Here is a 21,461-nt window from a genome sequence, read left to right on the forward strand (position 1 = left end):
AATCAATCAAAAATACATCTTCACAAATTGTGTGAAATTGCTGCGAATATTGTCGTCGCAACACATTTTTTGTTTTCATCCCTATAGTTTTGCTCCTGTTATCCGATATATTTAGTAGATCGTTATTTTTCCGAATTTAAGCACCTAACTGAGCCTTTTATGTTTCAAATTTTCAAGCAGTGGTGGATGCCTTTAGCGTTTGTTATTGCGACTCAGATTTCCGTAGTTCGTGCAGATACTATTCGAGTGGTTGGCCCCGATGGACAGATAAAATCCTCGCCAACATTCTCAGAGCCAGTTCGCGCTCAATCACTCAATCAAGCGAGTGAGCCTTCTCGATTTTATGGACCAACCAATGGCAACGAAACCTTGTGGTCTATTGCGTCTCGACTGCGCCCTGATAACTCAGTTTCAGTACAACAAACGCTTTTGGCGATCTACCGATTAAACCCTCAGGCTTTTGAAAATCAAAACATCCACAGCTTGGTACCATCAAGCTATTTGCGTGTACCATCTTTAGAGCAGGCTCGTGCAAGCTCAACGCAGCAAGCGATCCGAATTATGGACTCGCACCAAGCTAAGCTGAACGCGCCATCTAGCCAGCCAGTCGCTCCTACTAAACCAGAAGTAGTAAAACCTGCGACACCAAAACCTGCTCCAGCCGTAAAACCAGAAACGGTTGAACCTAAGGTAACGGCTGAGACCAAACCTGCAGCGTCATCAAAGCCGATGATGTCGCCTCAAGAAAATGAAGTGAATCAACTTGAGAAGCAGCTGGAGATGTCAGAGTCTGAGCTGTTGTCTCTTGAAGAGAAAAACCATCAGCTACGTCTGATGCTGTCCAATGTTCAGTCTGAAGTAGAGGTACTCAAAACTGAGCTGAGCGATGAAGATCGTATTCGCAATGAAGTAGAAAAACTGCTTGAAGAAGAGCGTCAGAAGAACGCTGAAATGGAAAAAATGGCACCGAGCACCATGGACCAACTGCTGTCTAACGGTTGGCTTGTTGCTGCATTGGCCATTATTCCGGGTCTTCTAATCGGTCTGATCATTGTTCTACTGCTAGGCAGAAAGTCTAAACAAGACGAGCCTCAACAAGCTGCGCAAGAAACCAATAACTTACCGGAGCAAAACAACGTTGTTCCAATGCCACTCGACGAAGAGATGGCGGATCTTGATACAGAGCTTTCTCTGGATGATGAGTTGTTCGGTGCTGATGATGACACTGAGAAGCTGTTTGATGATGAAGGTAGCAGTGAGCAGGAAGATGTCTTTGCTGGACTGGACGATGCTGATCTTGACTTCAACCTTGACGGCGAAGACGACGACCCATTTGCCGGTATCGGTGATGACGGCGATCTAGATGGTAGCTTCGAAGATATCGATCTAGACAGCAGTGATCTTGATAGCAATAACGGCATTAGTGTTAACGGTGAAGAAAAAGCGCTTGGTCTAGAAGAGATGGAACGTGCCCTCGACGAAACAGTAGAGAGTGCACTTGATTCTGATGAAGGTGACTTTGACCTTTCAGATGATAACCCAATGTCTGCCGATGATATTGAAGCTCTATTGTCTCAGGACGCCCAAACTGAAGATCTTGGCTCTAATGAGTTGGATCAGTCGATGTTGGACGATCTGTTTGCATCTAGCGATGATGATGACGATAGCTTCGACCTCGACACCTTGATGTCAGAAGACGATAGCTCTACGACGCCGGGTGTAAGCGATGATTTTGACATTGATGCGCTTATTTCAGAACAGCAGCCGTCAGTGGAAGAGTCTCCAACTTCTAATGAAATGCCGGAGTTGGGTGACGAATTCGATATTGATGCTTTGATTTCAGAGCAACAATCGCCAGCTGAGCCTGCAAGTAACGATGATATTGACGATATTTTCGCTCAAGTTGCTGAGCCGTCGCCAGCGAGTTCTGACAACGAGTTCAATCTTGATGATCAAGAAGACTTAACGTCTCAGTTCTCAAGTGAGCTTGCATCTGATGATGATATTGAAAACATCCTATCTCAGTTCGATCAGCCAATTCCTGAAGGGGAAGAGCTGATTGGTGATGATCTATTATCTAACGACCCAGAGCTAGCGTCGAACGACAGCACAGATCTACTCGATGAGTTGCTTGATGGTGACGATGTTGACCTTAGTAATTCAACCGATCTTCTCGATGAAATGCTGGGAGATGAGGACGAGAGTGGCGAACAAGAACATCTAGACCTTGATCCGCTTGCTGAGCTTGAAGAGCTGTCAGGTTTATCTGATGAAAGCGAAGAAGATGACTTTAAGTTAGATGAAAGCAGCACAGATCTATTGGACGATTTCTTAGATGACGACGACACTCCGCTTTCACTTGAAGATGATGAAACTCTAGATGAGCTTCTAGGTAATGAACTCTCAGATTCAGCACTGGAAGAGCAAGAAGAAGAGTCTGCATCAATTGACCCATTCGATGATCTTCTTACCAATGGTATTGATGATCTCGAGCCAGAACAAGACGCGCAGCCTGAAGAGCCTAGTTTCGAACAATCGCTTTCCGCAGCGCTTGAAGAGGTGCCTGCGACTTCAGAGGCGAGCTTAGATGAGCTTGACCCATTTGAAACAGCAGAAGCATCTGAACCGAAAGAAGAGATTCAGCAAGAAGTCGAAGCAGAGCTTGAAATTGAAGAAGAGCTTGACGCTGAAGATCTAGCAGCGGAAAGCTTGGTTGACGATGTAGAGGTTCAAGATGAGCCTGCGACTCCAGTTGAACCAGAAAACAAAGACTTCAACCGCAACGACTTTATTGATGACATGTTCGATATTGCGCCTCAAGTAGACGCGTTGTTTGATGAACATGCCCAACAAGATGAAACTTTAGCGTCCGAAGATTCAGATTTAAACTCGCCATTAGAGACCGAAATCGCTAATGAAGAGACAGCGGCTGATGAAGATGTGGTCGCTCCTCAGCACGCTGATAACGTAGAGCAAGATATCGCATCAGTTGAAGGCTCAGAGCCTGCTTTAGAAGAGCAAGAGCCTGAAATAGAAGCGCTTGAAGAGTTTACGTCACCTGAAGATTTGGAAGAAAGCATAGAATCATTACTGTCTCAACCAGAGCCAGAAGTTAAGCCGACTCAAAATGATCTGGAAGACGTGTTAGCTACGGATGTCGAGCCAGCGTCCTCCCAGCCACTTACAGAAGAGCAACTTGTAGAAGATTCTAGCGAGCTTGAAGATGATTGGCTCTCTGCGGCAATCGACGATGTTGAGTCATCGCAAGAGATGGATGCGGATTTCGATTTTGCACCTAAGATTGAAGCTAGCGAACCTCAGCTAGACATGGAAGATTCCTTGCCAGAGCCAGAGCCAGTTCGAGCGGCGAATATGCCAGAGATCATTCCAAATGAGTTTGGTGTTCCGGAAGATGACGATTGGCTGTTCGAAGATGATGCGAATACTGAACCAAAGGCAGAAGAGCCACAGGTTGATGACGCGCTAGTTACTGAGTTACCGGCTCAAGAAGAGCCGCAGCTAGAACCAGAAGCACCGACTCAAGAGCTTGCAGAACAAAAACAAACCGTTGAAGAAGAGTTCTCGTTTGATGATCTAGAGCTGCCAGAGTTTAGCGAAGATGATGCGCTAGATGCTGTTCAAGATGAACCGCAACTAGAACCAGAAACACCGGTTCAAGAGCTTGCGGAGCAAGAACAAGAAGCGGAAGAAGAGTTCTCGTTTGATGATCTCGAACTGCCAGAGTTTGACGAAGACGATGCGCTAGATGCTGTGCAAGATGAACCGCAATTGCAAACAGAAGCTCCTGCTGAAGAGTCTCCAGCGCAAGACCAAGCAGTGGAAGAAGAGTTCTCGTTTGATGACCTAGAGTTGCCTGAGTTTGGCGAAGGTAATGCGCTAGATGCTGTTCAAGATGAACCGCAGTTGGAAACAGAAGCACCTATTCAAGAACCTCCAGCGCAAGAAGCCGTTGAAGAAGAGTTCTCGTTTGACGATCTAGAGTTGCCTGAGTTTGGCGAAGATGATGCGCTAGATGCTGTTCAAGACGAACCGCAGCTAGAATCAGAAGCTCCTGCTGAAGAGTCTCTAGCTCAAGAGCAAGCAGTGGAAGAAGAGTTCTCGTTCGATGATCTAGAGCTGCCAGAGTTTGACGAAGATGATGCGCTAGATGCTGTTCAAGACGAACCGCAGCTAGAATCAGAAGCTCCTGCTGAAGAGTCTCCAGCTCAAGAGCAAGCAGTGGAAGAAGAGTTCTCGTTCGATGATCTAGAGCTGCCAGAGTTTGACGAAGATGATGCGCTAGATGCTGTTCAAGATGAACCGAAGCTAGAATCAGAAGCTCCTGCTGACGAGTCTCCTGCGCAAGAGCAAGCAGCGGAAGAAGAGTTCTCGTTCGACGATCTAGAGTTACCAGAATTTGATGAAGACGATGCTTTAGCCGAGCTTGTAAGTGGCGAGGATGATGCTCAACTGGAGCAAGACCTCATCATTGATGAAACTGCGCTAGAGCTCGAAGAGAGTGAACTGCCAGAATACGACGAAGAGAGCGCAAAAGCAGATGCTGTGCTAGATAAAATCGAACTGCAGCAGTCTGAACCTGTCCCTCTTGAACCGGGAGCTGAACTTGACGAGAGCAAGCTACCGGAATATGGAGAGGATGAAGCACTCAGCGATGCGTTCTCTGAAATTGGTGAGCCACTGAATACTTACGGCGCGCAAGCAGAAGAGCAAGATGCACTTCATGACCTTTTCTCTGGTGCCAATAGCTTTGCAGACGATGAGATCACCCCACATCAGCCTGAAGCAGAAGTACCATCATCACAAAGCGTCCAAGATGAACCACTAGAAGGCTTTGATGAGTTCGATGAGTCAGCATTGGCAGAGCTGTTGTCTGAAGATGTTCAAGATTCGGTTGACTCGATGTTCGATCGACCAATGGACAACACGGCCATTGATAGTGCAGGTCTCGATATCGATGCCATGCTGGAAGTGGGTGGTGAAGATTGGAAGGGATTCAGTTTAGAGCCTGAACAGCAATCGAACTTGTCTCACGAAGTGCCTGATGATCAGCAAGAGATTTGGGAATCGGCTAAGTATCAACCAGAGCCTCAAATCAAAGAAGAGAACTGGGGAGCGCAAGACCAGCTACTTGAAGCTACGGCTGAGAAAGAGCAGCAGTTCATGACGATTGATGAATTGATGGCTCAAGTTGAGCAAGAAGATGGCGAGATGGTGAATCCTGATGAGGAAGAGCTTAAGCTAGATGTTGGTTTGAACGAGTTCCCTGATGTGATTGGCGATATCGGTAATTATGATGTCGATAGTAACGCTGAGGCCGCAGGTAAGCTAGACCTTGCTAAGATCTACATTGAGATGAGTGATCCGCAAGGCGCAATTAAGTTATTAGAAGAAGCCATTGTCGATGGCTCCGATGAAATCCGTCGAGAAGCTAAGAACCTAATTGATACGTTGAACGGACGCTAAGCCAAAGAAATCGAAAGAGAGCCAGATACAAGGCTCTCTTTTTTTATCCATAACTTCCCCTCTAACGATTGTTTCGTCTTTATCGAGAGTTTCGGTTTTATAGACAGTTTTCCAGCTGGCGGGTTTGGGATACGCACCTTTTACGTATATACTTCGAGCCCCATTTTCAAAGAGAACAAAAACATGAAAATTGCTTTAGGTATTGAATATGACGGTACCCACTATTTTGGTTGGCAGCGCCAACGAGACGTAAAGAGTGTCCAAGAATCTTTGGAAAAGGCGCTTTCGGTTGTCGCAAACCACCCAGTTGAAGTGCAATGTGCTGGTCGAACAGACGCTGGTGTACACGGTACAGGGCAGGTCGTTCACTTTGAAACCAATGTAAACCGTAAGATGGTGGCATGGACAATGGGTGCCAATGCAAACATGCCTAAAGATATTGCGGTTCGTTGGGCAAAAGAGGTCCCTGAAGATTTTCACGCTCGCTTCTCTGCAACCGCGCGTCGCTACCGTTACGTGATATTTAACCACGCACTTCGCCCTGGAATCTTGAATTCGGGTGTGAGTCATTATCACGGCGAGTTAGATGAGAAGAAAATGCATGAAGCAGGGCAGTACTTGTTAGGCGAAAATGATTTCACCTCGTTCCGTGCAACGCATTGTCAGTCCCATAGCCCTTGGCGCAACCTGATGCACTTAAACGTTACTCGTCACGGCCACTACATTGTCATCGATATCAAGGCTAATGCATTTGTGCATCATATGGTGCGTAATATTACGGGTAGCTTGATTGCTGTCGGTAAAGGGGAGCAAAAGCCTGAATGGATTAAGTGGTTGCTTGAAGCCAAAGATAGAAAGTTAGCTGGTGCTACCGCTAAGGCTGAAGGTCTCTATTTGATTGATGTGGATTACCCTGCACACTTTGAGCTCCCAAGAGAGCCTATCGGCCCGCTGTTTTTGCCTGATAATTTGAGCTAAATGTGGGACTTAGGTTCAAAAAATATTGCGAAATCGTGCGTAAAATAGCTCATGAAAATAGGTACAACCAGTTTTTTATCTACACTTGCTGTTTTATGTGCTTTAATCTCCTCGCATAATTCCCAAATTTATTTCTTTCGCAATTAGGCGGAAGAATCGAAAGAAAAGGTCTTCCATGAGTTGGCTTGAAAAGATTTTAGAAAAAAGCAACATCGTAACTTCTCGTAAAGCGTCTATCCCTGAGGGTGTTTGGACTAAATGTACCTCTTGTGAGCAGGTTCTTTACCATGCTGAGCTAGAGCGTAACCTAGAAGTATGTCCAAAATGTGACCATCACATGCGCATGAAAGCGCGTCGTCGTTTAGAAACTTTCTTAGATGAAGGTGAGCGCGTCGAGCTAGGTTCTGATTTAGAGCCACAAGATAAGCTAAAATTCAAAGATTCAAAGCGTTACAAAGAGCGTATCTCTTCTGCTCAAAAGAACAGTGGCGAAACAGATGCACTTGTTGCAATGAAAGGTGAGCTTTTAGGTCTACCTATCGTTGCTTGTGCATTTGAATTCTCATTCATGGGCGGATCAATGGGTTCGGTTGTGGGTGCTCGTTTCGTTCGTGCGGTTGATGCAGCTATCGAAAACAACTGTGGTCTAGTATGTTTCTCTGCTAGTGGCGGTGCTCGTATGCAAGAGGCACTGATGTCTCTTATGCAGATGGCAAAAACCAGTGCAGCACTAGAGCGTCTTTCTGCAAAAGGCCTACCATTTATCTCTGTAATGACTGACCCAACAATGGGTGGTGTTTCAGCAAGTCTAGCGATGCTAGGTGATGTGAACATCGGTGAGCCGAAAGCACTTATCGGTTTTGCTGGTCGTCGTGTTATCGAGCAAACGGTACGTGAAGACCTACCTGAAGGTTTCCAACGTAGTGAGTTCCTACTAGAGCACGGTGCTATCGATATGATCGTTGATCGCCGTGATATGCGTCAGCGCGTAGGTAGCCTAATCGCGAAAATGACTAACCAGCCTTCACCATTAGTAGTTTCTGTGAACGATTCACCGAATGAAGCTACTTATGAAGTACCAGAAGCGCCAGAAAAAGGGTAAAGTACCATCTAACAAACCTACTTACATATGGTTATGAGTTAGATGAGTCAACAACCTATTCCTCAAGCCACATCCTCTCTCGAGATGTGGCTTGATTATTTAACAAACATTCACACCAGTGCGATCGACCTCGGATTAGACCGTGTTCAAGCTGTCGCACAGAAATCCAATCTCACTAAACCTGCTAAGCATGTGATTACTGTTGCTGGGACGAACGGCAAAGGTTCAACTTGTGCTTTGATGGAAGCGATTCTTCTTGATGCTGGCTATTCGGTCGGCGTATACAGCTCTCCACACCTGATTCGTTATAATGAACGTGTTCGTATTAATGGCCAAGATCTTTCAGACCAACAACTGGTCGACTCTTTTGATTTTATTGAAAAAGAGCGTGGCGAAATTAGCCTGAGCTTTTTCGAGTACGGCACTTTAGCGGCTCTGCGTGCATTTCAAGTTGAAAAGGTCGATGTGGTCCTTTTAGAAGTGGGCTTGGGTGGACGTCTCGATGCGACCAATGTCGTTGACCATGATGTTTCAGTGATCACCAGTTTGGCGGTCGACCATGTTGATTGGCTAGGCGATGACATTAATGTCATTGGCTTTGAGAAAGCCGGCATCTACCGTAGCGGTAAGCCAGCAATCTGTGGACAGCCTAAACCGCCAGCAACCGTGGCAGCGCATGCAGACGATATCCAGGCAGAGTTCTATCAAGTAGGAATTCAGTACACCTACGAAGTCACTGGTGAAACGTGGAACTGGCACAGCGGTGCATTCCAGCTTGAACAGCTACCAATTCCGAGCCTACCACTACCGAATGCTGCTACCGCGTTGATGGCTCTTGGAACATCAGAACTCGACATCAGTGATGTGAACGTTGTGAATGGTCTTAAGATTGCACAACTTCCTGGTCGTATGCATAAGATCAGTGATAAGCCAACGATAGTGTTAGATGTGGCGCACAACCCACATTCAGCAGAATACTTTGTTAAGCAAGTTGGTCAGCAGTATGCGGGCAAAACACTGCACGTAGTTGTGGCCATGTTGCACGACAAAGATATCCCTGCCACGCTCGATGTGCTTGCTCCAATTGCTCAGCATTGGTATCCAGCGTCTCTACAAGGCCCAAGAGCGGCGAAAGCAGCTGAGCTGTGTCAAAGTCTACCAAGTGGAACGACAGAGTACTCATCGCCAGTGGAGGCATTTGAAGCTGCTTTATCAAGTGCAAGCGAAGATGAAGTGATTCTTGTTGTGGGTTCATTCCATACAGTGGGTGAAGTGCTGGAGCATTGGCAAACAAAAGGAAACTAAATGGCAAGTAAATTCCAAAGCCGCTTAGTGGGCACTATTATTTTGGTGGCCGTGGGCGTTATTGTTCTCCCAGATGTACTAGACGGCAAAAAGCTTCACTACAAAGAAGAGTTTGCAAGCATTCCAATTAAGCCTGAACTTGAAGGTGATGTTGAAGTGTTTGAGGTACTTGATCCTGTTGAAGATGAGATTGCGCTACCAGATTCACCGGTAGAAGCGATTGTTCAAGAGTCATCACCGTCAGAAACAGTAACGGCAAGTCAAGAGAGTAAAGTCGATGACAATGTCGAGATTGCTATCAAGCCGGTGACTGAAAAGAATGAGTATCAAGACAGCGCGTGGATCATCCAACTAATGGCATTGAAAAATGCAGACAACGCTAAGAACGTTGTCAAGGATCTGCAAAAGCGTGGTTATCAAGCTCATACCAAGCAAGAAAAAACATTTACGCGAGTAATAATTGGCCCAGATATCTCTAAATCCAAACTTGAGCGTCAAATTAAGGAATTAGAAAAAATTACTGGTTCAAAAGGCCAATTGCTCAAATTTAAACCGTTAAATCCATAAGAAAACGTTTGCGTCAGCATTTTTTCTGTTAAAATGCGCGCCAACTTAAGATGAAGAATTCATGAATTGGTTAGATTTTGTCATTTTAGGGGTGATCGGCTTTTCAGCTTTGATCAGTTTAGTTCGTGGTTTTGCTAAAGAAGCATTGTCACTCGTTATTTGGTTTGGTGCGTTTTTTATCGCCAGCCAGTATTACGCCAAACTGGCGGTTTACTTTACAAATATCGAAGATGACATGTTTCGAAATGGCGCCGCGATAGCAGCACTGTTTGTTTCGACTCTGGTTGTCGGTGCGTTAATTAATTACGTGATTGGACAGCTAGTACAGAAAACGGGCTTGTCTGGTACAGATAGAATCTTGGGGATCGTCTTTGGCGGTTTAAGAGGTGTTCTGATTGTGTCAGCAGTGCTGTTTTTTATGGATGCGTTTACTGCATTCCCAAGTTCTGAGTGGTGGAAGAACTCGCAGTTGGTTCCTGAATTCAGTCGAATCATTGCACCGTTCTTCGAGCATTTACAAGCAACATCAAGTTTCTTATCTGGCGCGCTTTAGCGCCAGTTAATGTCGAAAATCGAGGATTAGGACATGTGTGGTATTGTTGGAATCGTGGGTTCAACACCTGTAAACCAGTCAATTTATGACGCTTTAACGGTATTGCAGCATCGTGGCCAAGATGCCGCTGGTATTTGTACCATAGAAAGCAATCGTTTTCGTCTGCGTAAGGCGAACGGCTTAGTTAAAGATGTTTTCGAAGCTAAACACATGCAACGCCTCCAAGGTGATGTTGGTATCGGTCATGTTCGTTACCCAACAGCAGGTAGCTCTAGCGCTTCTGAAGCTCAACCTTTCTACGTAAACTCGCCATTTGGCATTACCCTAGCTCACAACGGTAACCTAACGAATGCAAATGAAGTTCGTGAGAAGCTGTTTGAAAAAGACCGTCGTCACGTAAACACAACATCAGATTCTGAAGTACTTCTGAACGTACTGGCTCACGAGATCGATACTGTGAAAGGTAACGTGACGTCTGAAGATGTATTCCGTGCAGTGGCTAACGTACACCGCACTATCCGTGGCGCTTACGCAGTAACAGCGATGATAATCGGCCACGGTATGATTGCGTTCCGCGATCCAAACGGAATTCGTCCGCTGTGTCTTGGTAAGCGTGAAGTGAATGGTCGTACTGAGTATATGGTTGCTTCTGAATCGGTAGCGCTTGACGCTGTTGGTTTCGATTTTGTTCGCGATGTTGCTCCTGGTGAAGCGATTTACGCAACATTTGACGGCGAGCTGTTTACTAAACAGTGTGCTGACAATCCAAAACTGAATCCTTGTATTTTCGAATTCGTTTACTTTGCACGTCCAGACTCTTTCATCGACAAGATCTCTGTTTACAGCGCACGCGTTGAGATGGGTGAAGCACTGGGTCGCCGTATCAAAGACGAGTACTCAGACCTTGATATCGACGTTGTTATCCCAATCCCTGAAACATCGAATGACATTGCGCTACGCATTGCTCAGGCAATCGATAAGCCATACCGTCAAGGCTTCGTGAAGAACCGTTACGTTGGTCGTACTTTCATCATGCCAGGTCAACAACAGCGTAAGAAGTCGGTTCGTCGTAAACTTAATGCGATTCGCTCTGAGTTTAAAGGTAAGAACGTACTTCTAGTCGATGACTCTATTGTTCGCGGTACTACATCAGAACAGATCATTGAGATGGCTCGTGATTCAGGTGCGAACAAAGTTTACATGGTTTCAGCAGCACCAGAAGTTCGTTTCCCGAACGTTTACGGTATTGATATGCCAAGTGCCAACGAGTTGATCGCTCACGGTCGAGACAATCAAACTATCTGTAACCAGATCGGTGCTGATGCGCTTATCTTCCAAAAATTGGATGATCTGATTGAAGCGGTAGGTCAAGGCAACCAAGACATTACTCAGTTTGATACTTCTGTATTCAACGGTGAGTACGTGACAGGTGATATCGACCAGAAGTACCTAGATTTCCTAGATGCACTTCGTAACGACGATTCAAAAATACAGCGTGAAATTCAGCAAGACCTAGCGAACCTCGAGCTACATAACGAAGGCGCGTAAGATTTACTTTAGCGTTTTCAGCAAATCAAACACTAAAAACCAGAGCACAGGCTCTGGTTTTTTATTGGGTAAGGTGAGTGTCTCGCTTAGTGAATGTGGTATGCGATCACAAAATCGATAAATAGGCGTACTTTTTCTGGTAGGTGATCTTTGTGGTTGTAGAGCATGTAGATGTCTCTTGGGTTAGCACTCCAATCATCTAATACGCGCACTAGGCTACCGTCTTCAATGTATTCACGGATCATAACATCTGGCATGAGCGTAATGCCTAAGCCTTCTGAACATGCCTGTCTTACAACATTCAACGCATTAGCATTAAAGCGGCCTTTCTCAGTATTCACAACGCTCTCGTCATTGGAATTACTGAGCTGCCATTTAATCAATGGGTAGCCTTTCAGAAGCGAGTGATTAGCCAACTCTTCCGCGTGAGAAGGGGCTGGATTCTTCGCTAAGTAGTCAGGACTTGCGACGAGTATGTCCTTAACTTCGCTGATCTTACGAGCAATCAAGCTAGAGTCGCGTTGTGGGCCAACACGGAAAATGACGTCCCATTCGGTTGGGTCCAGCTGATCAGCTTGGTTGTTCATCATGAGCTCAATATTGATATCTGGGTATTGGCTCATGAAGTCGCTGAACATCGGCATCATCATACGTTTTGTAAGGTTTGATGGTGCAGAAATACGGATTTTGCCTGATGCGCCTTTGCAAACGTCAGTCAATTCCTCGGCAGTTGATGCTAAACGTTGTAGTAGCGGAGAGCACTCATTGAAAAATCGCTCGCCAGCCTCTGTCAATGAAAGTTTACGCGCATGTCTATTGAGAAGCCTCAGGTTAAGAGAGTCCTCCAAAGCTTGAATACGTCGTGTGATCGTCGCAACCGGAATCATAGTTTTGCGTGATGTTGCGGTGTAGCTCCCATTTTCGACGACTAATCGAAACAGGTTTAAATCATCTAATTTCATAAATCCAGACACATTTGTTTACAAACTCAACTAATTTATACGTAACACTGAGAACAAAGTTTGCGTCACGTCAACTTGTTGCACTATTTACAAGTATTCCAATCCCTGATGGCAATTACCAGTAAAGTTGGTAAATTTGTGTATTCACCATTTTATTACTAAGTTTGATAAAGAGTTCTTAGAACAGATAACAATAATAAATCGACTTTGTTTTGTGAGGTTAATGAGTATGTATAAAACTCACAGTCAGCCCGTTACGACCTCGGCACAGGAAGCGCTCAACCAAAAATGCATTATGTTGGTTGATGATGACCCCATTTTTCGCCGCATAACGTCAGCGTATCTAGATGCTGTAGGGTACCGTGTAGTTGAAGCCGAAAACGGCTTAGACGCACTTCAAAAATTACGAGACGCAGCGCCCGACCTTATCGTGTGTGATCTCTCTATGCCGATACTCGATGGTATCGAGCTTGTAGAGGAGTTGAGTCTCGAATATCCATCACTGCCTATGATTGTGGTTTCTGCGACCGATGAAATGTCTGACGTTGCGAAAGCATTGCGCTTCGGGATTAAGGATTTCCTACCCAAGCCATTGGAAGACCCAAATCATTTGGGAAGTGCTATAGAAAATACCCTGAAAGATTCTTTTGACAATATGAATAGTCAAAGAGACTTCTCTAGCCAATGGTTCAGTGTCGATGATGGTGGTGAGATTCCAGAAGACCAAGAGCTGCATTGGCATCTTAATTATCTTCAGAATAACCCAAGCGCTGCGCGTGATTTGTTGCACGCGTTGTTACCCGATAAAGACACCAACCAAGGCACTTGGCGAGCCAGTTATCGTCTGTTGCAGTCAACCGAAGTGATGCCATTGGTGTTTGATTATGCTTGGTTGATGAATGGACAGTTTGCTTTCTATCTTGTGGATTCGTCATCATCATCTGAGGGTGGGGCTGCGACTACCCTGTTAGTGCGTGCCTTGTTCCACGATTATGTTAGAAATCTGCAAAGTTATAGTGCCGATTTGAAAGATATGGCGGAGCTATTAGAGAAGGGTATCCAATGTTCTCAATGCGCGACGCCAGTTAATGCTCTGTTTGGTGTGGCTAATTTGGCTGAGGGTACAATTTCGATTTTGCCTGCAGGACTCGATGGGCAGTGGTCCAATGGTCTTATTAATCAACACATTGCCGCAGGACAAAGATTGGGTGACAACTGTAAGAAGAATTTCATCACCGACAGGTTGCCTATAGAGACAGGCTGCCAGCTCTCATTGAGCTTGTTGGGTTCGGCCAGTTTTAGTCTCGACTTACATCAAGGCGGCGGGGATTAACCCTACAGTTGCTTGGTATTTGTAGAAGTTTTATTAAGGTATAGTTGCAAAATTGTGTGGCTATACCTTTTTTGTTGAGTGTCGTTTAGCAAAAATTATCTGGGTCTAGCGTTAATTTTGTAAGAAAGAAATAATCATGGCAGATAATCAAGATTTTAAAGACCCGTTTAATGTATTCTACTTTTTAGGATTTTTATTAGCGTTTGCAGCGATTCCGCTACTACCAGCAACCTTAACGCTTTACCGCGTTTTCAATGGTTACGCGACTTTTTAAAGACTTCTGGAGGTCACAATTAGCATCAAAGTTCTTAGCCTGAACCTCGCTGGTGGCCTCTGCATCATCCTCGCTTTTCTAGGCATTGTTTTACCTCTACTACCAACTACTCCCTTTTTGCTATTGGCAAGCGCCTGTTTTATGCGTAGTAGCCCTCGTTTACACCGCTGGATGCATCAGCACCCAACACTTGGCCCTCTGCTCACCAACTGGTATGAACATGGTGCGGTAACAAAACGTGTTAAAAGCCGTGGCGTGTTGTTTATTCTTCTCAGCTTTTCATTATCTATCTACTTTGCACCTATCGTATGGGTAAAAGTGTTCTTAATTGTCGTACTTGCTATTCTTCTCACATGGTTTATTCGCCTTCCTACCCATGAGTTAGTTGCTGACAGCAAAGAAAATCACTAACATTAAGCCAGTGTGCCTGCTGACTTATAGCGGGCGTTTATTTTTTCAGCATCAGACTTATGACTCTGATTGCAATGAAAACCAACCAAGCCTTTCTCAAGCAAAATTAGTAACGACGATGGCGTTGATTGATGTTGGGAAAGCGGCCTAATGAAGTGCATCACTATTATGAACACAGAAAAAATCGCTCTGATCAAATCAAGCATCAAAAGCATTCCTGACTACCCAAAAGCGGGTATTCTATTTCGTGACGTAACCAGCCTAATGGAAGACCCTGCTGCGTACAAAGCGACGATCGAACTGCTAGTGGATACCTACAAAGATATGGGCTTCACTAAAGTCGTTGGTACGGAAGCTCGCGGTTTCCTATTTGGTGCACCACTAGCGCTTGAATTGGGTGTTGGTTTTGTTCCTGTTCGCAAGCCAGGCAAGTTACCACGTCAAACAGTGGCACAGTCTTATGAGCTTGAGTACGGCACAGATACTCTTGAGATCCACACTGATGCGATCTCAGAAGGCGATAAAGTGCTGATGGTCGATGACCTTCTAGCAACAGGTGGTACGATTGAAGCAACCACTAAACTGATTCGTCAGCTTGGTGGCGTTGTAGACCACGCAGCCTTTGTTATTAATCTTCCAGAAATTGGCGGTGACAAGCGCTTAGAAGGTCTAGGCCTTGAAGTGTTTAGCATCTGCGAATTTGACGGTCATTAATCCTTTCGGAATTATTCATGAGCTATCTAGCGTTAGCGCGAAAATGGCGGCCAACGAAGTTTAAAGAAGTCGTTGGTCAAGCCCATGTTTTAACAGCTTTAGAAAATGCACTTAGCCAAAACAGGTTGCACCATGCATACTTGTTTAGCGGGACTCGAGGTGTCGGTAAAACGACCATCGGCCGCTTGTTTGCTAAGGGCCTAAACTGTGAAACAGGCATTACCTCTACACCTTGTGGTGAGTGTGCAACCTGTAAAGAGATCGACGAAGGTCGTTTTGTTGATCTTTTAGAGATCGATGCCGCTTCTCGAACCAAAGTGGAAGACACGCGTGAGCTATTGGACAACGTTCAATACAAGCCTGCTCGTGGTCGCTTTAAGGTTTACCTTATCGATGAAGTTCATATGCTCTCTAGGCACAGTTTCAATGCGCTTCTAAAAACCTTAGAAGAACCGCCTGAGTACGTGAAATTTCTGTTGGCGACAACGGATCCTCAGAAGCTGCCGGTAACGATTTTGTCTCGCTGCCTGCAGTTCCACCTGAAGCCAATCAGCGTTGACAACATTCATGAGCAGCTCGATCACATCCTAGAAGAAGAGAATGTGACCACTGAGTCTCGCGCTCTGGGGATGATTGCACACGCGGCTGACGGCAGTATGCGTGACGCGTTGAGCTTAACGGATCAAGCAATCGCATTGGGTAATGGCAACGTAGCGACTGACATTGTTTCTCATATGTTAGGCACGCTGGATACTGATCAAGCGATCCATTTACTTGAAGCTATTAGCAGCAAGCAACCGCAAACGGCAATGTCGTGTATCCAAGCGCTAGCTGAAAACGGTGTAGAATGGGATGGCTTGCTCAATCAGCTAGCGACTCAGTTGCACCGATTAGCTATGTATCAAGCTCTGCCAGCATCGTTAGATAAAGCACAGCCAGACGCAGAGAAGATCGAGCTTCTCGCTCAAGCGCTTAGCCCGCAAGATGTACAGCTTTATTATCAGATCGTACTGAAAGGTCGCGAGGATCTGCCTCTTTCGCCAACCGCTCGCGTTGGTATTGAGATGGTCGTTCTGCGAATGTTGGCATTCCGCCCTGCTGCAGAGATTTCGTCAAGTGCGATCTCAACAGAGCCCGCAGAGCCGAAAGTAGTGAGCGCACCAGCACAAGGCTTGCAGCCAGCTACGCCAATGCAGTCTACCAATCAGACTCAGCCAATGGCCGCACCTCAGCAGCAAGCTCCAGCAGCGCAGCCTATGTCAAGCTCTATGCCACCACAAGGCTACGGGCAACCTAGCGCGCCACAATATTCAGAGCCTCAGGGCTACCCTGACTCTGGTTACATGAGCGGCCCACAGGATATGCCTCCAGCGTATGATGACCATGGGCAATATGGTGCACCTTCTGCGCCAATGAGCAACCAACAGGCAGCGCCTGCTCCAAGCCAACCTGTGACACAAAGTCAGCCTGCACCCGAGCGACCAGCATCGCCGGTAAGCGGTTTGCGTCATCAGTTACGCTCTCAGCGTAAAGGTGCAGCACCATCTGCAAAAGGCGCGCCAAAAAAGGCTAAAGCGACACCAGCTAAAACTTCAGTTCTCGACCGAGTTGCTCAGCAACACGGTGGTTCTGAGCGGGTGTCGCCAGCTTCTCTCCCTGCAGCATCGACACAAAATGTAACTGATGATAATGAACCTTATCGTTGGAAACCGTCTAAACCTGTAGTGAAAGAAGTCTCGAAAGAGCTAACACCTACTCAGATAAGACGCGCTTTAGAGCACGTTAAAACGCCTGAGATGACGGAAAAGCTGCTGCATGAGTCGATTGCTCAAGATGAATGGTCGGCGACTATACAAAAGCTTGAAACGGCGAAACTGGTTGAGCAGTTAGCACTGAACTCAGTGTTCAGTAAAAACGGCACCTCAATTAGCCTGATGTTACGACCAACACAAGCACACTTAAATACTGATAAAGCGCAAAGCGAATTGCTGCAGTCGCTGAACACCGTATTAGGTGAAGAGTGTCATTTAAGTGTTGAGATCGGCGAATCAGGCGAAACGCCACTAGAATTACGTGAGAGGCTTTATCAAGGCAAGTTGAAAGATGCTTTCATCAGCCTTGAGAATGACGCCAATGTCCAGTTCATTGAAAAGCGCTTTGCAGCGGAACTGGATAGAGACAGCGTTCGTCCAATTTAGTCATCACGCGTGTGAAGAAAGGCAACATGTCCTTCATCACATTAACAGTATCGTAGGGTTGAATCTGCACGGTTCAGCCCCCATTAAGTCAGTTATTGCTTAATGTATTTTATAACCAATTAGACCAGAGAGATTATCATGTTTGGTAAAGGTGGTATGGGCAACCTAATGAAGCAAGCCCAGCAGATGCAAGATCGCATGCAAAAGCTTCAAGAAGAAATCGCAAATATGGAAGTAACCGGTGAATCTGGTGCTGGCCTAGTAAAAGTAACGATCACTGGTAGCCACAGTGTACGTCGTGTTGATATCGATGAAAGCCTAATGGAAGACGATAAAGAGATGCTTGAAGATCTTATCGCTGCGGCATTCAACGATGCGGCTCGTCGCGTTGAAGAGACTCAAAAAGAGAAAATGGCTGGCGTAACTGGTGGTATGCAACTTCCACCAGGTATGAAGATGCCTTTCTAATTCGTTTTTCTCAATGATGTACTCAGTGCATCGTGAATTAAAAACTGAAATGGTTAAATAATGCGTACCAGTCATATGCTGGAGCATTTGATGGAGGCCTTACGTTGTCTACCTGGGGTTGGCCCCAAGTCGGCGCAGCGTATGGCCTTTCATTTGTTACAGCGCGATAGAAAAGGCGGCCTGCAACTGGCTGAGGCGCTCGGCCAAGCGATGACAGAAATTGGCCACTGTAGTGAGTGTCGCACGTTTACAGAAGAAGATGTTTGTCATATCTGCACCAACCCTAAACGTCAGGAAAATGGTCAGATATGTGTGGTGGAAAGCCCAGCAGACATCGCAGCAATCGAAGCGACAGGTCAATACTCAGGTCGTTATTTCGTTCTGATGGGGCACTTGTCACCACTAGATGGCATTGGTCCTAGCGATATCGGTCTCGACGTTTTGGATTACCGCTTGCGTCGTGGTGATATTTCAGAAGTGATTCTTGCTACCAACCCTACGGTAGAAGGTGAGGCAACCGCTCATTACATCGCTGAGCTGTGTAATGCTCATGAGGTAAATGCTAGCCGAATTGCTCACGGTGTGCCGGTTGGTGGTGAGCTCGAACTGGTTGATGGCACCACTCTGTCTCACTCACTATTGGGTCGACATAAAATCTAATCTCAGCCGCTGACTCTTATCTAAAGAGTCAGCGGTTTTTTTTGAGTTTAATCTTAATAACCGTCTCTTCGTTCACACTCACTTTCTCATTAGAATCAAGAGTCTTGCCCACGTACCAGCTTGTAGATGGTGGCACCGATAACTGCACCTATAATTGGTGCAACCCAGAATAACCAAAGCTGAGAGACCGCCCAGTCGCCAACAAACACAGCGACACCGGTACTACGCGCCGGATTAACTGAAGTGTTGGTCACAGGGATACTGATAAGGTGAATCAAGGTAAGACAGAGACCAATGGCAATGGGAGCAAACCCAGCGGGAGCCTTACTATCCGTTGCACCCATGATGACGAATAAAAACACCATGGTCATGACGACCTCGCAGACGAGCGCTGCAGTGAGTGAATAGCCTCCAGGAGAGTGATCACCATAGCCGTTGGAAGCAAAACCCGAAGCGACTACATCAAAGCCTGCTTGACCGGAGGCAATAACCAATAGCACGCCGCCGGCAATGATCCCACCTATAACTTGAGCGATGATATAAGGCAACACGTCTTTTGAATCAAAGCGCCCGCCACTCCAAAGGCCAATAGTGACAGCGGGGTTGAGGTGACAACCTGAAATATGGCCAATGGCGAAGGCCATGGTTAAGACGGTGAGACCGAAAGCAAGGGAGACACCAAGTAATCCAATCCCAACATCAGGAAAAGCGGCGGCTAAAACAGCACTGCCACAACCTCCTAGGACAAGCCAAAACGTACCGAACATTTCTGCGAGATATTTATTCATAACTATCCTTATTAACCAATACTGGTATCAAGAAGATAGTTGAGAATAGGGAAAAAAGAGAATGATTGACGGTTATTACGCGCTTTTATTGCTTGTTACTATGGTTGCGGGCGGTAACTGATTAAGTGATGGCTTCTAACTCAGTGATATTATCGAGTGCTTCTTTATCGGTTTTACCACAAATGATTGGGCACGCCTTAAATTGGTGGCACACCTTCGGACGTTCTGGTTGACCGAACAATTTACATAAATTTTGTTCATTGAGCTGAATACAGCGAACGCCAGCAGGCTTGCCGTTTGGCATTCCAGGGATAGCAGATGTAATACTTGGTGCAATACAACAGGCACCACAACCTAGGCGACATTCCATCAATTTATACTCAGTCAAAACAGGGGGCGCGATAGTAGCAAAAATTATCGTTTGTGGCAGCTTTTGTCGGTGATTAATCCGTGAACACTTTTTATCCTTGAACTTTTTGTGGGCTAGCGGTATAACACGCACCCCAGTAAAAGAGTAAGAAGTCCTATTATGACCAGTCCATTTTGGCAAGAAAAATCACTAGAACAGATGACCGAGCAAGAGTGGGAATCGCTTTGTGATGGTTGCGGTAAATGTTGCCTGCACAAATTAATGGATGAAGATAGCGACGAAGTGTATTACACCAACGTGGCATGTAGCTGGCTAAACAGCAAGACGTGTTCTTGTAAAGATTACCCAAATCGCTTTAGCTCGGGTGAAGAGTGTTTGAAGCTAACTCGTGACAAGATTGATGAGTTTCACTGGCTACCAGACACTTGCGCTTACCGTCTATTGTCAGAAGAAAAGCCACTACCAGAATGGCACCCTCTGATCACCGGTTCTAAGTCAGCAATGCACGCCGCGGGTGAAAGTGTTCGCAATAAAGTGGTGTATGAGATTGACGTTGTGGACTGGGAAGACCACATTTTAAACCACCCTAACAGGGGCTAGGCGTAGCAAGGTATATCAAGGCTTTGCTTGTGGTCACTTCATCAATAATCATCAATATTTATCTATATTCTGAAAATTTGTGGACATAATGTGGACGTTTTAGTGTCCACATTAGCCACTTATTTGAGGTTTGCTAAAGGATTTTTTGTGACCACATCTTCTAGGTGATCGGGGGCTAGGTGAGCGTATCGCATGGTCTGTTTTATGTCACTGTGACCAAGGATTCGTTGCAGGGCGATAATATTACCACCGTTCATCATGTAGTAAGACGCAAAAGTATGGCGCAGAACGTGGGCAGCTTGCTGCTTTAGTCGTGGAACATTGCGCACGATAAATCGGTAAACTGTCGAATAGCCAATGTTAAACAATGGGCCTGAACCCTTTTTGTAAATCACATCATAAAGTTCTGGGCTGATCGGTACCGAGCGATTCTTTTTGCCTTTCGTCTGCGTGAACGTTACTTTGTATTTTGTGATTTGAGCGCCCGTTAGTCGGGATGCTTCGCGAAAGCGACCACCTGTAGCCAAACAAAGTTTAATAATCTTATGCATGTCATCATGGAATTCGTGTGCTTCTGCCTTAGTGATAAGGTTCTGCATTTCCTCAACGGTGAGAAATTCCATTTCAGGTTCGTGTAGTTTGAATTGGCGGACAGCTTTCAAAGGGTTTTCGCCTTTCCACTCGCCCATGCGCTGCAGCTCGACAATCACAGCATTCAGTAGATCTTGTTCGTTGTTGCAGGTACGAAAAGACACTTCAACCTTTCGGCCATTCAAATCCGCGACTTCACCTGCAAGGCGGAGAGTACGGTACTCGGTAAACATCGTTGCAGTGAGCTTATGATAAAGCGGGTCGCCTAAAGCCAAGCCCATAACCTTCAACTTATTGTAAGTGTATTTGGAATGGGCAAGTGATTGGCCGTGGCGTTCTTGCCATAAGTCGATCATATCCAACAGGCTACGGGTTTGGCTTTTTTCACCTAACCATGGTTTGTCGTCAGTTTCTTTTAAAACAAACTTCTCATAAGCAAGCGCTTCGCCTTTTGTAGCGAAGCGCTTTCTTACACGTTTACCATTGCGGCCATTTGGACGAACATCGCAAAGCCATGGTTTATTGTTGCCGTCTTCGGTTTTACGTACGGACATT

The 21,461-nt window shown here is 45.8% G+C and carries 19 protein-coding genes; 15 read left to right on the forward strand and 4 right to left on the reverse strand.

Translation table 11 applies throughout. From position 1 onward, the window contains the following. The first annotated feature begins 159 nt into the window (after nucleotides 1–159). The 7 genes from L1D60_RS12650 (at nucleotide 160) to purF (ending at nucleotide 11,537) form a co-directional block, all read left to right on the forward strand. Complete coding sequence (locus L1D60_RS12650) at nucleotides 160–5,484, forward strand: FimV/HubP family polar landmark protein (protein WP_239841361.1); 5,325 nt, start codon at nucleotides 160–162, stop codon at nucleotides 5,482–5,484. A gap of 183 nt (nucleotides 5,485–5,667) precedes the next feature. Continuing rightward, nucleotides 5,668–6,462 carry a tRNA pseudouridine(38-40) synthase TruA gene (truA, locus tag L1D60_RS12655; RefSeq protein WP_239841362.1) on the forward strand — a complete coding sequence of 265 codons (795 nt, stop codon included), beginning with the start codon at nucleotides 5,668–5,670 and terminating at the stop codon, nucleotides 6,460–6,462. Between the two features lie 175 nt (nucleotides 6,463–6,637). Then, the gene (accD, locus tag L1D60_RS12660; RefSeq protein ID WP_239841363.1) at nucleotides 6,638–7,564 is read left to right on the forward strand and encodes an acetyl-CoA carboxylase, carboxyltransferase subunit beta; all 927 of its coding nucleotides are present in this window, start codon (nucleotides 6,638–6,640) and stop codon (nucleotides 7,562–7,564) included. A 42-nt stretch (nucleotides 7,565–7,606) separates the two neighbouring features. After that, a complete protein-coding gene (gene folC / locus L1D60_RS12665; protein ID WP_239841364.1) occupies nucleotides 7,607–8,869 on the forward strand; it encodes a bifunctional tetrahydrofolate synthase/dihydrofolate synthase in 1,263 nt (420 codons plus the stop codon). Beyond that, nucleotides 8,870–9,436, forward strand: a complete 567-nt coding sequence (locus L1D60_RS12670; protein WP_239841365.1) for an SPOR domain-containing protein — start codon at nucleotides 8,870–8,872, stop codon at nucleotides 9,434–9,436. Between the two features lie 61 nt (nucleotides 9,437–9,497). Further along, on the forward strand, nucleotides 9,498–9,989 hold the full coding sequence (locus L1D60_RS12675) for a CvpA family protein (protein ID WP_032551906.1): 492 nt from the start codon (nucleotides 9,498–9,500) through the stop codon (nucleotides 9,987–9,989). 33 nt (nucleotides 9,990–10,022) lie between these two features. Beyond that, complete coding sequence (gene purF / locus L1D60_RS12680) at nucleotides 10,023–11,537, forward strand: amidophosphoribosyltransferase (RefSeq protein ID WP_239841366.1); 1,515 nt, start codon at nucleotides 10,023–10,025, stop codon at nucleotides 11,535–11,537. An 86-nt stretch (nucleotides 11,538–11,623) separates the two neighbouring features. Here purF and L1D60_RS12685 read toward each other — a convergent pair whose 3' ends face one another. After that, complete coding sequence (locus tag L1D60_RS12685) at nucleotides 11,624–12,499, reverse strand: LysR family transcriptional regulator (protein ID WP_239841367.1); 876 nt, start codon at nucleotides 12,497–12,499, stop codon at nucleotides 11,624–11,626. Between the two features lie 229 nt (nucleotides 12,500–12,728). Between L1D60_RS12685 and L1D60_RS12690 the strand changes: the two genes are divergently transcribed. The 7 genes from L1D60_RS12690 to recR all read left to right on the forward strand — a co-directional run bounded on the left by L1D60_RS12690 (nucleotide 12,729) and on the right by recR (nucleotide 18,557). Further along, the gene (locus L1D60_RS12690) at nucleotides 12,729–13,832 is read left to right on the forward strand and encodes a response regulator (RefSeq protein WP_239841368.1); all 1,104 of its coding nucleotides are present in this window, start codon (nucleotides 12,729–12,731) and stop codon (nucleotides 13,830–13,832) included. A 136-nt stretch (nucleotides 13,833–13,968) separates the two neighbouring features. Next, nucleotides 13,969–14,106 (forward strand): hypothetical protein, encoded by a 138-nt coding sequence (locus L1D60_RS12695; protein ID WP_239841369.1) that lies wholly within the window; start codon nucleotides 13,969–13,971, stop codon nucleotides 14,104–14,106. A gap of 18 nt (nucleotides 14,107–14,124) precedes the next feature. Then, a complete protein-coding gene (locus tag L1D60_RS12700) occupies nucleotides 14,125–14,517 on the forward strand; it encodes a YbaN family protein (RefSeq protein WP_032551911.1) in 393 nt (130 codons plus the stop codon). A gap of 168 nt (nucleotides 14,518–14,685) precedes the next feature. Then, nucleotides 14,686–15,231: an adenine phosphoribosyltransferase gene (gene apt / locus L1D60_RS12705; RefSeq protein ID WP_032552216.1), complete on the forward strand. Its 546-nt coding sequence runs from the start codon at nucleotides 14,686–14,688 to the stop codon at nucleotides 15,229–15,231. A 17-nt stretch (nucleotides 15,232–15,248) separates the two neighbouring features. After that, nucleotides 15,249–17,429, forward strand: a complete 2,181-nt coding sequence (gene dnaX, locus L1D60_RS12710) for a DNA polymerase III subunit gamma/tau (RefSeq protein ID WP_239841370.1) — start codon at nucleotides 15,249–15,251, stop codon at nucleotides 17,427–17,429. A gap of 138 nt (nucleotides 17,430–17,567) precedes the next feature. Then, a complete protein-coding gene (locus L1D60_RS12715) occupies nucleotides 17,568–17,897 on the forward strand; it encodes a YbaB/EbfC family nucleoid-associated protein (protein ID WP_004748326.1) in 330 nt (109 codons plus the stop codon). 60 nt (nucleotides 17,898–17,957) lie between these two features. Beyond that, nucleotides 17,958–18,557, forward strand: a complete 600-nt coding sequence (recR, locus tag L1D60_RS12720; protein ID WP_239841371.1) for a recombination mediator RecR — start codon at nucleotides 17,958–17,960, stop codon at nucleotides 18,555–18,557. Between the two features lie 95 nt (nucleotides 18,558–18,652). On the opposite strand, the gene aqpZ is transcribed toward recR, so the two are convergent. Next, complete coding sequence (aqpZ, locus tag L1D60_RS12725; protein ID WP_239841372.1) at nucleotides 18,653–19,345, reverse strand: aquaporin Z; 693 nt, start codon at nucleotides 19,343–19,345, stop codon at nucleotides 18,653–18,655. 121 nt (nucleotides 19,346–19,466) lie between these two features. Next, nucleotides 19,467–19,715 carry a YkgJ family cysteine cluster protein gene (locus tag L1D60_RS12730; protein ID WP_239841373.1) on the reverse strand — a complete coding sequence of 83 codons (249 nt, stop codon included), beginning with the start codon at nucleotides 19,713–19,715 and terminating at the stop codon, nucleotides 19,467–19,469. Nucleotides 19,716–19,874: 159 nt separating this feature from the next. Here L1D60_RS12730 and L1D60_RS12735 point away from each other — a divergent pair, with 159 nt between their 5' ends. Further along, a complete protein-coding gene (locus L1D60_RS12735; RefSeq protein WP_239841374.1) occupies nucleotides 19,875–20,315 on the forward strand; it encodes a YcgN family cysteine cluster protein in 441 nt (146 codons plus the stop codon). A gap of 119 nt (nucleotides 20,316–20,434) precedes the next feature. On the opposite strand, the gene L1D60_RS12740 is transcribed toward L1D60_RS12735, so the two are convergent. Further along, nucleotides 20,435–21,460 (reverse strand): tyrosine-type recombinase/integrase, encoded by a 1,026-nt coding sequence (locus L1D60_RS12740; protein ID WP_239841375.1) that lies wholly within the window; start codon nucleotides 21,458–21,460, stop codon nucleotides 20,435–20,437. Nucleotide 21,461 lies beyond the last annotated feature (1 nt).

Origin of the sequence: Vibrio sp. Isolate30, from assembly GCF_022397975.1 — a bacterium.
GTDB lineage: Bacteria > Pseudomonadota > Gammaproteobacteria > Enterobacterales > Vibrionaceae > Vibrio > Vibrio fortis.

What these genes read in the sequence shown, in the direction of transcription:
- L1D60_RS12650 (WP_239841361.1), top strand. Translation starts at nt 160, where the DNA reads ATGTTTCAAATTTTCAAGCAGTGGTGGATGCCTTTAGCGTTTGTTATT.
- truA (WP_239841362.1), top strand. Translation starts at nt 5,668, where the DNA reads ATGAAAATTGCTTTAGGTATTGAATATGACGGTACCCACTATTTTGGT.
- accD (WP_239841363.1), top strand. Translation starts at nt 6,638, where the DNA reads ATGAGTTGGCTTGAAAAGATTTTAGAAAAAAGCAACATCGTAACTTCT.
- folC (WP_239841364.1), top strand. Translation starts at nt 7,607, where the DNA reads ATGAGTCAACAACCTATTCCTCAAGCCACATCCTCTCTCGAGATGTGG.
- L1D60_RS12670 (WP_239841365.1), top strand. Translation starts at nt 8,870, where the DNA reads ATGGCAAGTAAATTCCAAAGCCGCTTAGTGGGCACTATTATTTTGGTG.
- L1D60_RS12675 (WP_032551906.1), top strand. Translation starts at nt 9,498, where the DNA reads ATGAATTGGTTAGATTTTGTCATTTTAGGGGTGATCGGCTTTTCAGCT.
- purF (WP_239841366.1), top strand. Translation starts at nt 10,023, where the DNA reads ATGTGTGGTATTGTTGGAATCGTGGGTTCAACACCTGTAAACCAGTCA.
- L1D60_RS12685 (WP_239841367.1), bottom strand. Translation starts at nt 12,499, where the DNA reads ATGAAATTAGATGATTTAAACCTGTTTCGATTAGTCGTCGAAAATGGG.
- L1D60_RS12690 (WP_239841368.1), top strand. Translation starts at nt 12,729, where the DNA reads ATGTATAAAACTCACAGTCAGCCCGTTACGACCTCGGCACAGGAAGCG.
- L1D60_RS12695 (WP_239841369.1), top strand. Translation starts at nt 13,969, where the DNA reads ATGGCAGATAATCAAGATTTTAAAGACCCGTTTAATGTATTCTACTTT.
- apt (WP_032552216.1), top strand. Translation starts at nt 14,686, where the DNA reads ATGAACACAGAAAAAATCGCTCTGATCAAATCAAGCATCAAAAGCATT.
- dnaX (WP_239841370.1), top strand. Translation starts at nt 15,249, where the DNA reads ATGAGCTATCTAGCGTTAGCGCGAAAATGGCGGCCAACGAAGTTTAAA.
- L1D60_RS12715 (WP_004748326.1), top strand. Translation starts at nt 17,568, where the DNA reads ATGTTTGGTAAAGGTGGTATGGGCAACCTAATGAAGCAAGCCCAGCAG.
- recR (WP_239841371.1), top strand. Translation starts at nt 17,958, where the DNA reads ATGCGTACCAGTCATATGCTGGAGCATTTGATGGAGGCCTTACGTTGT.
- aqpZ (WP_239841372.1), bottom strand. Translation starts at nt 19,345, where the DNA reads ATGAATAAATATCTCGCAGAAATGTTCGGTACGTTTTGGCTTGTCCTA.
- L1D60_RS12730 (WP_239841373.1), bottom strand. Translation starts at nt 19,715, where the DNA reads ATGGAATGTCGCCTAGGTTGTGGTGCCTGTTGTATTGCACCAAGTATT.
- L1D60_RS12735 (WP_239841374.1), top strand. Translation starts at nt 19,875, where the DNA reads ATGACCAGTCCATTTTGGCAAGAAAAATCACTAGAACAGATGACCGAG.
- L1D60_RS12740 (WP_239841375.1), bottom strand. Translation starts at nt 21,460, where the DNA reads ATGTCCGTACGTAAAACCGAAGACGGCAACAATAAACCATGGCTTTGC.